At 60.9% G+C, this 13,291-nt stretch carries 13 protein-coding genes; 3 read left to right on the forward strand and 10 right to left on the reverse strand.

The window, feature by feature from the left end; genetic code table 11:
* Positions 1 to 159: 159 nt before the first annotated feature.
* Positions 160 to 996: an SIR2 family protein gene (locus V8P77_RS01065; RefSeq protein WP_025395659.1), complete on the forward strand. Its 837-nt coding sequence runs from the start codon at positions 160 to 162 to the stop codon at positions 994 to 996.
* On the opposite strand, the gene treZ is transcribed toward V8P77_RS01065, so the two are convergent.
* From treZ to V8P77_RS01090, 5 genes are all read right to left on the reverse strand, one after another.
* A complete protein-coding gene (treZ, locus tag V8P77_RS01070; RefSeq protein ID WP_335910275.1) occupies positions 993 to 2,981 on the reverse strand; it encodes a malto-oligosyltrehalose trehalohydrolase in 1,989 nt (662 codons plus the stop codon). The genes V8P77_RS01065 and treZ overlap by 4 nt on opposite strands.
* Before the next feature lie 156 nt (positions 2,982 to 3,137).
* Entirely contained in the window at positions 3,138 to 4,451 is a 1,314-nt protein-coding gene (gene preA / locus V8P77_RS01075; protein WP_335910276.1) for an NAD-dependent dihydropyrimidine dehydrogenase subunit PreA, read from the reverse strand.
* A gap of 15 nt (positions 4,452 to 4,466) precedes the next feature.
* Positions 4,467 to 5,828, reverse strand: a complete 1,362-nt coding sequence (locus tag V8P77_RS01080; RefSeq protein ID WP_335910277.1) for an NAD(P)-dependent oxidoreductase — start codon at positions 5,826 to 5,828, stop codon at positions 4,467 to 4,469.
* A gap of 408 nt (positions 5,829 to 6,236) precedes the next feature.
* Positions 6,237 to 7,232, reverse strand: a complete 996-nt coding sequence (locus V8P77_RS01085; RefSeq protein WP_335910705.1) for a sensor histidine kinase — start codon at positions 7,230 to 7,232, stop codon at positions 6,237 to 6,239.
* A gap of 192 nt (positions 7,233 to 7,424) precedes the next feature.
* Positions 7,425 to 8,219: a response regulator gene (locus tag V8P77_RS01090; RefSeq protein WP_335910278.1), complete on the reverse strand. Its 795-nt coding sequence runs from the start codon at positions 8,217 to 8,219 to the stop codon at positions 7,425 to 7,427.
* 269 nt (positions 8,220 to 8,488) lie between these two features.
* Between V8P77_RS01090 and V8P77_RS01095 the strand changes: the two genes are divergently transcribed.
* Together V8P77_RS01095 and V8P77_RS01100 are read left to right on the forward strand one after the other, a co-directional pair.
* Positions 8,489 to 8,695 carry a NepR family anti-sigma factor gene (locus V8P77_RS01095; protein WP_024319398.1) on the forward strand — a complete coding sequence of 69 codons (207 nt, stop codon included), beginning with the start codon at positions 8,489 to 8,491 and terminating at the stop codon, positions 8,693 to 8,695.
* Between the two features lie 9 nt (positions 8,696 to 8,704).
* Positions 8,705 to 9,262, forward strand: a complete 558-nt coding sequence (locus tag V8P77_RS01100; protein ID WP_003542247.1) for an RNA polymerase sigma factor — start codon at positions 8,705 to 8,707, stop codon at positions 9,260 to 9,262.
* 256 nt (positions 9,263 to 9,518) lie between these two features.
* On the opposite strand, the gene V8P77_RS01105 is transcribed toward V8P77_RS01100, so the two are convergent.
* The 5 genes from V8P77_RS01105 to V8P77_RS01125 form a co-directional block, all read right to left on the reverse strand.
* Positions 9,519 to 9,920 (reverse strand): hypothetical protein, encoded by a 402-nt coding sequence (locus V8P77_RS01105; protein ID WP_335910279.1) that lies wholly within the window; start codon positions 9,918 to 9,920, stop codon positions 9,519 to 9,521.
* A gap of 9 nt (positions 9,921 to 9,929) precedes the next feature.
* A complete protein-coding gene (locus V8P77_RS01110) occupies positions 9,930 to 10,274 on the reverse strand; it encodes a DUF883 family protein (RefSeq protein WP_017961708.1) in 345 nt (114 codons plus the stop codon).
* A gap of 146 nt (positions 10,275 to 10,420) precedes the next feature.
* The gene (locus V8P77_RS01115; RefSeq protein WP_335910280.1) at positions 10,421 to 11,230 is read right to left on the reverse strand and encodes a heme ABC transporter ATP-binding protein; all 810 of its coding nucleotides are present in this window, start codon (positions 11,228 to 11,230) and stop codon (positions 10,421 to 10,423) included.
* Between the two features lie 9 nt (positions 11,231 to 11,239).
* On the reverse strand, positions 11,240 to 12,352 hold the full coding sequence (locus V8P77_RS01120; protein ID WP_335910281.1) for a FecCD family ABC transporter permease: 1,113 nt from the start codon (positions 12,350 to 12,352) through the stop codon (positions 11,240 to 11,242).
* Positions 12,353 to 12,354: 2 nt separating this feature from the next.
* On the reverse strand, positions 12,355 to 13,284 hold the full coding sequence (locus tag V8P77_RS01125) for a heme/hemin ABC transporter substrate-binding protein (protein WP_335910282.1): 930 nt from the start codon (positions 13,282 to 13,284) through the stop codon (positions 12,355 to 12,357).
* Positions 13,285 to 13,291 lie beyond the last annotated feature (7 nt).

Below are 13,291 nucleotides of genomic sequence, written 5' to 3' on the forward strand. Positions count from 1 at the left end.
GTGACGGATTGCGGAGGACAGCAGTCATGCGCGCCAAGGAAATCCAAAGCGGTCACGGCTCTTCCTGCGCAACGTCTTTAAAGCACCTCACGGAGGTACGCTAGCGCACGGAAACAACTCTCTCCGGACCACGTTCGGTCTACGGCATCAGGAGGATTCGTGCCACACGATGAACAGATACTGGCGATCGCCAGCGCGCTTGAACGCCGGCAGGCCATTTTATTCGTTGGGGCAGGAATATCGATGAGCGTCGGTTTGCCGTCATGGACCTGCCTCATCGACCACATGTTGACGGACCTCGGCCTGCCTTCGTCGTTCGCCGCCGCTCACGGCACGACCTACCAGGAAATTGCCGAATATTACCGGTTGAAGCACGGTTCATTGTCTCAATTGGTCGAATGGATGAAATGCGAGTGGCAGATTTTGCCGGAGCAACTGAGGACATCGGAGTTGCATCGGCTCATCGTCGAATTGGATTTTCCTCTCGTTTACACCACTAATTACGATGCAAATCTCGAAATGTCCTATGAGACGTTCGGGCGGCCATTCACGCGGATCACAAGCGCGAAAGACATGGCGACCGCGCCGGTCGGCAAAACTCAAATCGTCAAATACCACGGCGATTTCTCCGATCCGGACACACTGGTGCTGACAGAATCGGATTACTTCGATCGCCTGTCTTTTGATGCTCCTTTGGACATTAAATTCAGGAGCGATGCTTTCGCCTCGACATTGCTGTTTATCGGCTACAGCATGTCCGATCTGAACATTCGCTTTTTGCTCCATCACCTGTGGTCGACATGGCGGCGAACCGGACTAGACCGACACCGGCCGCCGCTGTTTCTCTTCATGCACGAGCCGACCGAAGTTCAGGTGCATGTTCTGAAGAGGTGGGGCGTTACCGTCCTCAGCGGCGATGGCGAGAGTTCAGGCGACTCCCTCTCTCATTTTCTCGAACGTCTGCTTCAACGACGAAACGCGAAGGCCCGCAGTTAGGTGCCAGGGTCTCCGGCTCGCAAGATGCCGGCTTGCCAGTCCTCTATAGGCATTGCTGAGGCGTTTTGCCGATTCTGGAGTTTTAATGGGGCGAGGACCAGGGCAATATCCCCGTTCAATACCCAACGCTTCCGAAAATCACACGGGCGGCGTCCGCTGCCACCGTAGGCGGCATCTTCACTCGACCAAGAGAGATGCCATTGGTGAGCTTCTGGTGGAGAAAAAAGCGGATCCGGCAGACTATCGATCACGAGGTCATTGCCGAAGTTGATCAACAATATTCTCTCGTCCGACGGTTTCTCCGCGAAGAACCTCAGGAGGAAGGCGCAGCTGGACAAAATATTACCGTCCATTTGGCCGTCACGAGCGCAGGCTTGGCGAGAAAATGCCTTGTTCGTCTGACGTAGATTCAGCAGGTCGCGATGAAGCAGCACGACCGCCACGTTCCTCTCCCATTCAGCCCAATCGAGCTTCACCTTCTCAAACGTCGTGCGAGCACACGGATCCGCCATCTGTCTGATGAGCTCTTCATCCCTCAGGTTCGGGAATTGGCTGATGAAACCGCGCCGCCCCTGCCGGACGATGTCGGCGATTTCCCCTTGGTGATCTGCAAAATAATAGAACGGAGAAGAGGAACCAAATTCCTGCCCCTGAAAGAGCATGGGCGTTTGCGGCCCCAGCAGTTGGAGCGCCGTCAGAGCCCGAAGGCGGGCTGGCGATGTTATCTGGCCGATCCTGGCGCCTGTGCCGGAATTGGCGACCTGGTCGTGATTCTGGAGGAAGTGCACGAAATTCCACGGCTTGAGGTCGAGCCCAGCCGTTCCACGCGGTTTATCCTGCCAATCATATCGCTGCCCCTGAAACAGGCAGCCATATTTGGCGGCAGAAACGAGCTCCTGGGCCGCACCGCGGTGATCATGATAATAGGCTTCGCTGCGGCCGGTTAGCGCCACCGTCGCGGAGCGGTGGAAATCGTCATTCCATAAGGCGTCCAGCCCATGCCCTCCCGCATCAGCCGGCCGCACCATGTTGGTCTGTTGCGGCTCATTTTCGCTCACGAGGTAGATCTGCCGCTGTCCCGCTGCTGCCCGAGCCTCCCTCGCGATGACCGTGATGATGTGTTCGTGGCTCGAATCAAACAAGGCCTGCGTGGCGTCGATACGCAGTCCATCAAAGTGGAATTCGTCGATCCAGTAGGCGGCATTCTTCGCGACATATTCGCGAACGCCACGGCTGTTCGAACCGTCGAAGTTGATCGACTTGCCCCATTCGTTCGAGTAACGCTCTGTGAAATAGTCGGGCGTGAATTCGCAAAAACGCTCGCCGTTACCGAAGTGATTGTAGACGACGTCGAGGATCACCCCAATGCCGATCCGGTGGGCTTCATCGACGAAACCGCGCACATCATCCGGTGTTCCATAGAGCCGGGTCGGAGCGTAGAGCAAAGTGCCGTCGTAACCCCAGCCGAATTCGCCTTCAAACTCATTTATCGGCATTACTTCCAGGCAGTTGATGCCGATAGCGCGAAGTCTTTCCAGCTTTTCCCGGGCTGCCGCAAAGGTACCTTCCCTTGTGAAGGTGCCGATGTGCATCTCATAGAGGGCAGCTCCGAAGGCGGGTATTCCTTGCCAATCGTGATCACTCCACTGGTACCGCGCCGGGTCCACGACGACTGATGGCCCCGATGGGCCATCCGGCTGAAAACGCGAGGCAGGATCGGCAAGAAGATCATCCGCGTCTCCAAAGTGAAATTGGTATCGCGTCCCTGCATCCAGGCCGGGCAGATGGAGGCAGAAGTAGCCGCCGTCCTCCGCCGTCATCTGATGTTGGGAATTTCCCTCGATCACGAGGAAACAGCGTTCTCTGGCAGGGGCCCATAGCCTGAACGAAACGCCGCCGGCATCAACCTCCGCTCCGATCGGGAGGCGTCGGCGCGAACGGCGACGCATCGTTTTCGACTTTTCGCTGCTTGAGTGGTCGTGCATGGCTCTCTCGTGGAATCGCCTGCGCTAACTTCGGCAGCCTTATGATGTTCCCGTAATCGCCTTTAGCCACCTTTGGAGCCGCCCATCAAGCCCGAAACTTGCATTGCGGTACAGGGCAATACCGCGAACCGAGCTTGTCCGCGGCATTGCAAGTCCTCACTCCGCCGCCTGACGCGCCATCGGGTTGTTCGGGTGTGTGGTCCAGTTGGCGTAGTTCGGGTCGACGACGCGGCCGGTGCGTTTGTCGAGGGTGCCGGCGGGAAGCTGCTCCATGGTGATGCAGTTCTCGACCGGGCAGACGCTGACGCAGAGATTGCAGCCGACGCATTCCTCGTCCACTACCTCGAAATGGCGAACGCCATCGACGAAGTTGGTGATCGCCTGGTGCGAGGTGTCCTCGCAGGCGATGTAGCAGCGGCCGCATTTGATGCAGGCGTCCTGGTCGATCTTCGCCTTGGCGATGTAGTTGAGGTTCAGATATTGCCAGTCGGTGACATTGGGCACGGCGCGGCCGGTGATATCTTCAAGGCTGCGATGGCCCTTTTCGTCCATCCAGTCGGAGAGGCCAGTGATCATCTCCTGGACGATCTTGAAGCCGTAGGTCATCGCCGCTGTGCAGACCTGGACGTTGCCGGCGCCGAGGACGAGGAATTCGGCGGCGTCGCGCCAGGTGGTGATGCCGCCGATGCCCGAGATCGGCAGGCCGTAAGTTTCGGGATCGCGGGCGATCTCGGCCACCATGTTGAGCGCGATCGGCTTTACCGCCGGGCCGCAATAACCGCCATGGCTGCCCTTGCCGCCGACCGTCGGGTTGGGGGCGAAGTTATCGAGATCGACGGAGACGATCGAATTGATCGTGTTGATCAGCGACACGGCATCGGTGCCGCCGGCCTTGGCGGCGCGGGCCGGGCGGCGGATATCGCTAATGTTGGGCGTCAGCTTGGTGATAACAGGCATGCGGGTGTACTGCTTGCACCAGCGCACGACCATCTCGATATACTCAGGCACCTGGCCGACCGCCGAACCCATGCCGCGCTCGGACATGCCGTGCGGACAGCCGAAGTTGAGCTCGATGCCGTCGGCGCCGGTCTCTTCAACCAAGGGCAGGATCGCCTTCCAGGCCTCTTCCTCGCAGGGAACCATGATCGAGGCGATCAGTGCCCGGTCCGGCCAGTTCATCTTCACCTGCTTCATTTCCCGCAGGTTGGTGTAAAGGTCGCGGTCGGTGATGAGCTCGATATTGTTCAGACCGAGCAGGCGGCGGTCGGCGCCCCAGATCGCGCCGTAGCGCGGGCCGTTGACGTTGACGACGGGCGGGCCTTCCTCGCCCAGCGTCTTCCAGACGACGCCGCCCCAGCCGGCCTTGAAGGCGCGCTCGACGTTGTAGGCCTTGTCGGTCGGCGGCGCAGACGCCAGCCAGAACGGGTTCGGGGATTTGATGCCGACGAAATTATTGCGTAGATCAGCCATTGTTCATTCTCCCCTTCAAGCAACGGCGACAGCCGGAGCGGCTGCTACGGACAGGGTGCGATGGATGGATTCAGCCGCGTCGCGGCCGTGGGCGACGGCCGAAACCGTGAGATCGTCACCGCCGAAGACGCAGTCGCCGCCGGCCCAGACGCCATCGAGCGACGTACGGCCTTCGCCATCGACAGCGATGCGGCCGGATTCCATGCGCAGCGAACCGAGACCAGAGGCGTCAAAGCTCTGGCCGATCGCTTTGAAGATCTGGTCGGCGGCAATCACACCGGTTTCGCCGGTGCCAACGAGGCGGCCATCGAGGATTTTGGTATATTCCACTTCGATCGCGGCGACTTTGCCGTCCTGCGACAGGATCGATTTCGGCGCCAGCCAGTGGCGGATGATGACGCCCTTGGAGCTTGCCAGATCCTGTTCGAATTCGGAGGCGTTCATTTGCTCCTTGCCGCGGCGGTAGCAGATCGTCACCTCCTCGGCGCCAAGCAGCTTTGCCTGCACGGCAGCGTCGATCGCCGTCATGCCGCCGCCAAGGACGACGACGCGGCGGCCGATGGCGATGTCGCTCTTGTCTTCGGCCTGGCGGAGGGCGGCGATGAAGTCGACGGCGTCGTCGACGCCTGTAAGGTTTTCGCCCTCGATGCGCAGCGCGTTGACGCCGGCAAGGCCGATACCGAGGAAGACGCCGTCAAATTGCGCCTGTAGATCGGAAAGCGAGAAGTCGCGACCGAGACGCTGCCCATGCCGAACCTCGATGCCCCCTATCGATAGGACGTAGTCGACTTCCCTCTGGGCGAAATCGTCGACCGTCTTATAGGTGGCGATGCCGTATTCGTTGAGGCCGCCGGATTTTTCCCTGGCATCATAGATGACGACGGAATGGCCGTTCACGGCCAGGCGATGGGCGGCGGCAAGGCCGGCCGGGCCCGCGCCGACAACGGCGATCGTCTTTCCGCTCGGTTCGGCCCTGGCATAGAACTGCCGGCCGGCCTGCATGGCTGCATCGGTCGCATAACGCTGCAGGCGGCCGATCTCGACCGGCCGCTCTTCAGCCGTGTTGCGCACACAGGCCTGTTCGCAGAGCTCTTCGGTGGGACAGACGCGGGCGCACATGCCGCCGAGGATGTTCTGGTCGAAGATCGTCTTTGCCGAGCCGATCGGATTACCGGTCGAAATCTGGCGGATGAACAGCGGAATGTCGATCGAGGTGGGACAGGCCGTCATGCATGGCGCGTCATAACAGAAATAACAGCGGTCAGCGGCGACCAGCGCCTCATGATTATCGAGGCGCGGATGAAGATCGGAAAAATTAGCGTCATACTCGGCGGGCGAAAGCCGGCCGGCATGAATCCCGGTTTCCAGTCGTTCCATTGAAGTTCCCTCATTATTGGTAAACGGCCTGTGAGGGAAAGCGTAACTCAGGTTTAAAAATTTATCAAACGGTAAAATTTTGAAGATTTTTGTGTGTGTTCCCGCAAGTAATCGATTGTTTTTGCTGGAAGAATTTAATCGACCTTCATCGTTGAAACGGCTGAGCGCGCGACGAGGGAAGGGCATCCGAAAAAAGATGTAAAAAAGCCGAATTTTTTTCGGATGGCAGGGAACCAAAGTTTGATGTCGTCGTTATTGCGATATCCGGATGGTGATCGCATCGACCCAACATGCGCGCCCCCAACCCACTATCCGGACGTACTCACGGTCCCCTCCCGGTGAGTGAAGACAGCCGGTGCGCCGCCCTCGCACCGGCTGTTTTTCCGTCTTCGGCTGTCTCCAGGGCTTTCACACTCGCTTGAAGATCTCGAATTCGGTTTCCGGAATGGTCAGACGATACTCGATGCGGCCGGGAACGAGGTTCAACTCCGCCTTGCCGTTGACCGACGAAGGCACGACACGCTCCAGCACGGTGCGGCCGAAGCTGTTGTCGCTGAATTCGTGGACTTCTGCCTGATCATGCAGAACTTCCGCCCAGGCGACTTCGATCGCCTTTCTGTCGTTGATCATGGCTTCGCGGCAATTCAGCGTGATAGAGGCGGCACCGCCAGCAATCGCGCCGAAGGAGGCGGAGTTGACGATGAGTTCATGGAGGGCGAGCCCGAGATGGACGGCGGCATTCGGTGTCAGGTGAGCGTTGATGCCATAGATCGGCATGGAGCCGGCCGTCTCCGGCCAATAGGGAGCAAACTGCTTTTCGGCGAGTTCGAAGAGATAGGCGCCGCGCCAGCTCGAATCCGTGATCAGGTCCTGCGAGTTGGAAAGCGATTGCAGCCGTCCGCGGAATTTGAGGAGGAAGCTGTCGAGAGAGAGCGTGTTGCGGGCCGTCTGGGTGGCAATGCCTTGAATTATGGCGAGAAGGTTCTTCGAGCGGTGTGAGAGTTCGCGCAGCAGCGATTTCAGAACTTTTTCGCGATGCCGGCTTTCGGTGACTTCAGCGATGACGGACAGAAGTCCATATGCGCCGCGTTCGCCGGTGCGCTGGATCTTCAGTTCATAAGTGCGCCGTTCGCCGTCGACGTCGATCTCGACCTCGGCATTGTTGGGGATGCCGGTTTCCAGCACCTTGTGCTTCAGCGCCGTCAGATATCGGCCGTGCGCATCGCCAAAGAGGACAGCGTCGCTGCTGCCGGGCGCAAAGAGTGCTGCAAAATGCGGCGGCAGATTTTCGGCGTAGAAAATCGACAGTCGGGCGTCCTGGCAGAGGATCGAAATCCCGGCGCTGCCGAGCGCGCGTTCCATCATTGCGGCTTTGCCTTCGAAGGTAAAAGGCATGCCGGACAATGGTTCAGTCGTATTCACTCGGCCGCCTTTCCTTGTGACATCTTGAACGTCGCTGAAGGGAGCGCCCTTCCAGACACCGCCTGCCAACTCTAGAACAAAGCGCTGCAAAAACCGTTAAAGCCACCGGAGCGTCCCGGTAGCACCGGAACGCCTGCTTTGGCGATTTGGTTCCGAAGGCCGGAAAATTGCGTCTCAGGCGGCTACTCTGGTCGATTCATTGAAGAAAAGAGCTTGGCTGATCAATGCCTTGACCATGTCGGGATTGAACGGCTTGGTGACAAGGAAAGTCGGTTCCGGGCGCTCGCCGGTGAGAAGCCGTTCCGGGAAGGCAGTGATGAAGATCACCGGTACGCTCGACGTCTTGAGAATGTCGTTGACTGCGTCGATACCGGAGCTGCCATCGGCAAGCTGGATGTCGGCCAGCACCATGCTCGGCTTGGTCTTATTGTAGAGCGCCACGGCCTCCGCATGCGTACGGGCAATGCCGGTGACGCGATGGCCGAGGCTCTCGACCATCTGCTCGATATCCATAGCGATCAGCGGTTCGTCCTCGATGATCATGATATCGGTTGCGACCTGACGGGAAATCTCCTGCGACGCGACGTCGAGCAGATGCATGACATCCTGTTCTTCGGTTTCCAGGATTTCGGAGATTTCGGCGACGCGGAAATTCTCCACGGAGGCGAGCAGGAAGGCCTGACGGGCGCGCGGCGAAACCTTGGAAAGGTTCAGCGTGGCACGCTGCTCCCACGCATAGGGCGAGGTCGGCTCTGGAATCTGGACTGCGGTGGAACCAAACAGTTGCGTGAACAGTTTGTAGAGTGCGACCCGGTCATTCGCCGTATCCGGGAAAATCGACAGATCGGCGATGATGGCTTCAAGAACGGCGGCGACATAAGCGTCGCCCGAAGTCTGAGTGCCGGTAAGGGCGCGGGAATAGCGGCGCAGATAAGGAAGGTGCGGCGCAATCCGAGTAGAAAGTGTCATTAATGGGCTCCTGCATACAGGCCGGCATTGGCTTCAATGAGCGGTTAACGTCGCCTTGATAAAAAAGTTCCGGAACGGCAGGAACTTTTTTCGTCGCGCCGCATTATTCCAGCCGACGAAGAAAGGGCGTAGCGTTTTGACCCATGCAACGGCAAATGCCAGCGACATCGACAATCAAACGTTCGATGTCGATGGTTGAAATCGTTTTTGATCCCATCCACGCCCCTCGACACGCCCCTCGAACAGACAACCGGCGAGAAGACGAATTGATGACTACACGCAAGAAAGAAGCAGCCGATCAGCGAAAGCTGGAGCTGCGGGCAAGCGACATCCTGGACCCGAACAATCAGATAGGCGTCAGGCTGCGGTCGCTCTATGCGGCTGCACAGGATGAGGCAATTCCCGATCGTTTTCTCGACCTTCTCGAAAAGCTCGACCATGCTGAAATGATGGCTTCTGCCAAGATGGCCGAATAGGATCGTCGCATGGAAGATAAATCGCAACCCAGCTTCAAGCGGGAACTGCTGGCGGCACTCCCAAGCCTTCGCGCCTTCGCGATCTCGCTTATCGGGCGGCACGACCGTGCCGATGATCTCGTCCAGGACACCATCATGAAAGCCTGGGCCAAGCAGGATCATTTCGAGATGGGCACCAATATGAAGGCCTGGCTCTTTACGATCCTGCGCAACGAACTCTATAGCCAGATGCGCAAGAGCGGCCGCGAAGTGCAGGACAGCGACGGGCTGTTCACCGAATCGATGGCGATGCACCCCTCGCAATATGGCGCGCTCGATCTGCAGGACTTCAAGAAGGCGCTCGACCAGCTGCCGCCGGATCAACGCGAGGCGATCATCCTCGTCGGCGCCTCGGGTTTTTCCTACGAGGAGGCGGCCGAAATCTGCGGCTGCGCCGTGGGCACCATCAAGAGCCGCGTCAACCGGGCCCGCCAGCGGCTGCAGGAGTTGCTGCAGATCTCAGGCGAGGCTGATTTCGGCCCCGACGCCACCTCGGCGCCGTTGACATCGAAGGCTTTCGCGTTCTGACAAGAGTTATATTTTGGAGGAAAGCCGGCCGCCCTCGGGGCGCCGGCTTTTTGCGTTTTTCGGTTATGCCATTGATATAATTGGGTGTATTCGCCTCTCATCCGGCTGCCGCCACCTTCTCCCCGCAAGCGGGGCGAAGGGACATGTCGCACACCCTCACCGTTCCCACCTCGCTCTCGAAGGGCACGTCCCCTCTCCCCGATTTTACGGGGAGAGGGTTAGGGTGAGGGGCAGCCGTTTGCTGCACGTCTCTCAATCAATCCTCGCGCTTTGACCCTACCAGATTGGCCGCGACGATTGCTGCCAAAACACCGGCGGTCAGGAGCGGCTGGGCGCGGATTAGACCGAGCCCGACTGTTGCCAGCGATTCGAGCGCCGCACGGCGTTCGCGGGTGCGGCGTGCTTCCCGGGCGTTGATGATCGACATCACCACCAGGGCGATGATGGCGATGAGCAGCGCGCAGGCGGCCAGGAAGAGAGCAGCGCTGACAGGGCCGTAGATGCCGGCAAGCCAGATGGCGCCGGCGGTGACGGCCAGCGCGTAGGCGGTGAGAAGGAAGAGCGCGGCAAGCGCAATGAAGATGCTATTGCGCTTGGCGCGCGCAACGGTCCGGTGCACGCTTGCGCCTGTCAACAGGCTGAGGATCGGTAAGAGCATCGCGCTTCCTCAGCGGCGGGCGAGGAAGGCGATGGCAAGACCAAAAGCGGCCGCGGCGCCGATGGTCGCTAAGGGATGCTTGCGCACGGTCTCGCGCATTTCCGTCGCGCCGCGCTCATAGCCGTGCTGCAATTCGCGCAGCAGGTCCTCGCTACGGCCAAGCAGCTCCTCATAGCCGGCACCGGCCTGGCTGCGGATTTTCTCGCCCTGGTGGCGTGAGCTCTTGCCGACGAGGCGCGTCAGTTCCGCGAGTTCGTCGCGCAACGCTACGATCTGCTCCTCGATGCCCGATTCCAAATTGTGGAAGGTGCCGTTGCGGCGGCTGCGGCCGGACTGGAAGATAGAATAGCTCATGGCTGTCTCCATTGGCTGGGGCGCGCGCAAGCCCGCCTAATTCGCACGAGGGTCACCACCGTCCGTTGCATGAATGATATCGCCCGGCATTGACCCAGATCACTGCCGACAACGTGCCGGGCGCTCAAAAGTTCCGCTCGCGGCGCTCAGCGGCGGGAAATGGCGCTGTGGGCGAGCACGAAGGGCGTGCCATCTGATGGTACCTGGTTGATGCGCAGCGCGCAGCCGAACACCGAAAGCATCGTTTCGTTCGTCAGCACTTCACCAATGCTGCCGGCGGCAGCGAGTCGGCCAGATTTCATCAGCACGATGCGGTCGGCAAAGAGCGCCGTCAGGTTGAGATCGTGCATGACGGCGATGACACCGCCGCCGAGTTCGCAGAAATTGCGGGCGAGCGTCATGATGGTCAACTGGTGGCTGATGTCGAGGCTCGAGACCGGCTCGTCGAGCAGCAGCCAGCAGGGCTTGCCGTCGACGACAGGCTCGGCGATCTGGCAGAGCACTCGGGCAAGCTGCACACGCTGCTGCTCGCCTCCAGAGAGTTCCTGATAGAAACGGCCTTCGAAGCCGGTCAAGTCGACGGAGGCAAGCGCTGCTGCCGCCGTCTGCTCGGCCTTGTCGGGATGCAGGTTGAGACCTGACGTCAGGCCCATGCGGACGATCTCGCGCACGGTGAAGGGAAAGGAGATGGTGCTTGCCTGCGGCAGCACGCCACGAATGGCGGCAAGCTGCCAGGGTTTCAGCCCCTTCACCTCGTCGGCGCCGATGCGCACCGAGCCGCCATAGGCAAGTTCGCCGGAGATGGCTTTCATCGTCGTCGTCTTGCCGGAGCCGTTTGGCCCGGCAATCGCCGTCAGCTCGCCGGCTCTTGCCGTAAAAGTGACGTCGCTGATGATGGTTTTGCCGGAAAGGCGCACGGAGACGCCGGAAGCTTCGATCGTCTCAATGTCGCTCACAGGGGGCACTCACAGGGCAAGGCGCGAACGCTGCCGCAGCAGGATCCACAGGAAGAACGGTCCGCCGACCGCCGCGGTGATGATGCCGATCGGCAGCTCGGCCGGGGCAACCAGAGTGCGCGCCAGGACATCCGCGAAGATCAGCAGGGAACCGCCGAGAAGAGCTGCGGCCGGCAGCAGGAAACGATGGTCGGGGCCGATCGCCATGCGCAGGATATGCGGCACGACGATCCCGACGAAACCGATGCCGCCGCTGACGGCGACAGACGCGCCGGTCGCCGCAGCGACACCGACGATCGCGACATTCTTCAGCCGCTGCACTGGAACGCCCATATGAAAGGCGGCCGCCTCGCCGAGCGTGATGGCATTGAGGCCGCGCGCCATGAAGGGCAGAGCGGTGAAGGACAACAGGATGATCGGGCCGGCGGCGGCGATCTTCATCCAGGTGGCGCCGGCAAGCGAGCCCATGCTCCAGAAGGTCAGGTCGCGCAGCTGCTGGTCGTTGGCCATGTGGATCAGCAGTCCCGTGATGGCGAGGGCGAGTGCGCCGAGCGCGATGCCGGCAAGCAGCATCGTCGCCACCGAGGTCTGTCCGTGACGGGTGGCGATCCTGTAGAGCAGCAGCGTCGTGACGAGCCCGCCGCCGAAGGCCGCCGCCGGCAGAGCGTAGATACCGAGAAGCGCCTCGAGCGGAGCTGCGAGCCCGCCGCCGAGCACGATCATCGCGACCGCGCCGAGGCTTGCGCCGGAGGAGACGCCGACGAGGCCGGGATCGGCCAGCGGATTGCGGAACAGGCCCTGCATCACCGTGCCGGAAACGGCCAGTGAAGCGCCGATCAGGAAACCGAGGATCGCCCTGGGCAGGCGGATATCGAAGATGATGATCCGGTCACGCGTGCTGAGCGCCGCCTCGGAGCCGGCCATGTTGCTGATGACGTCGAGGATCGAGGCATCCGAGGCGCCTGTTGTCACCGAAAACAGCATCGAAAAGACCGAGCCGACGACGAGCAGCGCGATCGCCAGCAAGGCGAGCCGCGTCCTGTCGCCCGCCTGCCTGATTTCGCGGATGTCCGCCATCGGGAATCGTCGCCTTCGTTCCACCATGGCTTGCGGCAGGGCCATGATCAGCCCCCGTAGATCGCCGTGTTGAGCTCACGCGCGGCGGCTGCGGTGCGCGGGCCGAAGCCGAGCAGGTAGATGCCATCCATTCGGATGATCGCTTTTTTCTCGCCTGCCGGCGTCAGTGCGATCGCCGGCTGAGCCAGCAGGTCCTCGTTCTTGGTGCCGGCGCCGTCGCCGCGATTCATCATCAGGATGATGTCGGGCTTGGCTTCGATGATCGCCTCGTCCGTCAACGGCTTGTAGCCGGGGAATGCGCCGACGGCGTTGATGGCGCCGGCGAGCTTGACGATGCCATCGGCGGCCGTGCCGGTGCCCGATGCCATGATCCGGCCGTTCTGGGCGCTGAGGATGAAGAGAACGCGCTTGCGCTCGGCCTCCGGGCGCTTTTCGGCATCGGCGATCGCCGCGTCGAGATCGGCCGCGACCTTTTCTTCAAGCGCCTTCGCCTTGTCGGGCACGCCCAGCAGCGTGCCGACACGGTCGATCTTGGCGATGATGCCGTCGCGGGTAAAGGCGCTCGGCACGGTCTCGAAGGGCACGCTGGCATTCTTCAGCACAGCCAGCGCTTCCTGCGGGCCCGAACCTTCGACGGCGATGATCGCCGTCGGGTTCATGGCGAGGATGCCTTCCGGCGAGAGCGCACGCATGTAACCGACGTTCGGTAGCTTCAGCGCCGCCTCCGGATACATGCTCGTCGTGTCGCGGGCAATCAGCCGGCTTTCCTCGCCGAGCGCATAGACGATCTCGGTGATGTCGCCGCCGACCGAAACCAGGCGCGACGTGTCGAGCTTCTTTTCCTCGGCGTGGGCGGCGCGGATGAAGGCGAAGCCTTCGACGGTCGACGCCGTCGGGATCAGCGGCAGCGCCATGACCGCCGCCGTCAGGGCCAGTTCCCAAGGGCGGATCCGGCGCAGGTTGTTACGCATCGTCATCGTTGCG

It is taken from the genome of Rhizobium aouanii, from assembly GCF_037002925.1.
Lineage (GTDB): Bacteria > Pseudomonadota > Alphaproteobacteria > Rhizobiales > Rhizobiaceae > Rhizobium > Rhizobium aouanii.

Excerpts from the sequence above, each read along its gene's own strand:
- treZ (WP_335910275.1), bottom strand. The coding sequence starts at position 2,981 with ATGCACGACCACTCAAGCAGCGAAAAGTCGAAAACGATGCGTCGCCGT.
- preA (WP_335910276.1), bottom strand. The coding sequence starts at position 4,451 with ATGGCTGATCTACGCAATAATTTCGTCGGCATCAAATCCCCGAACCCG.
- V8P77_RS01080 (WP_335910277.1), bottom strand. The coding sequence starts at position 5,828 with ATGGAACGACTGGAAACCGGGATTCATGCCGGCCGGCTTTCGCCCGCC.
- V8P77_RS01090 (WP_335910278.1), bottom strand. The coding sequence starts at position 8,219 with ATGACACTTTCTACTCGGATTGCGCCGCACCTTCCTTATCTGCGCCGC.
- V8P77_RS01095 (WP_024319398.1), top strand. The coding sequence starts at position 8,489 with ATGACTACACGCAAGAAAGAAGCAGCCGATCAGCGAAAGCTGGAGCTG.
- V8P77_RS01100 (WP_003542247.1), top strand. The coding sequence starts at position 8,705 with ATGGAAGATAAATCGCAACCCAGCTTCAAGCGGGAACTGCTGGCGGCA.
- V8P77_RS01105 (WP_335910279.1), bottom strand. The coding sequence starts at position 9,920 with ATGCTCTTACCGATCCTCAGCCTGTTGACAGGCGCAAGCGTGCACCGG.
- V8P77_RS01110 (WP_017961708.1), bottom strand. The coding sequence starts at position 10,274 with ATGAGCTATTCTATCTTCCAGTCCGGCCGCAGCCGCCGCAACGGCACC.
- V8P77_RS01120 (WP_335910281.1), bottom strand. The coding sequence starts at position 12,352 with ATGGCCCTGCCGCAAGCCATGGTGGAACGAAGGCGACGATTCCCGATG.
- V8P77_RS01125 (WP_335910282.1), bottom strand. The coding sequence starts at position 13,284 with ATGACGATGCGTAACAACCTGCGCCGGATCCGCCCTTGGGAACTGGCC.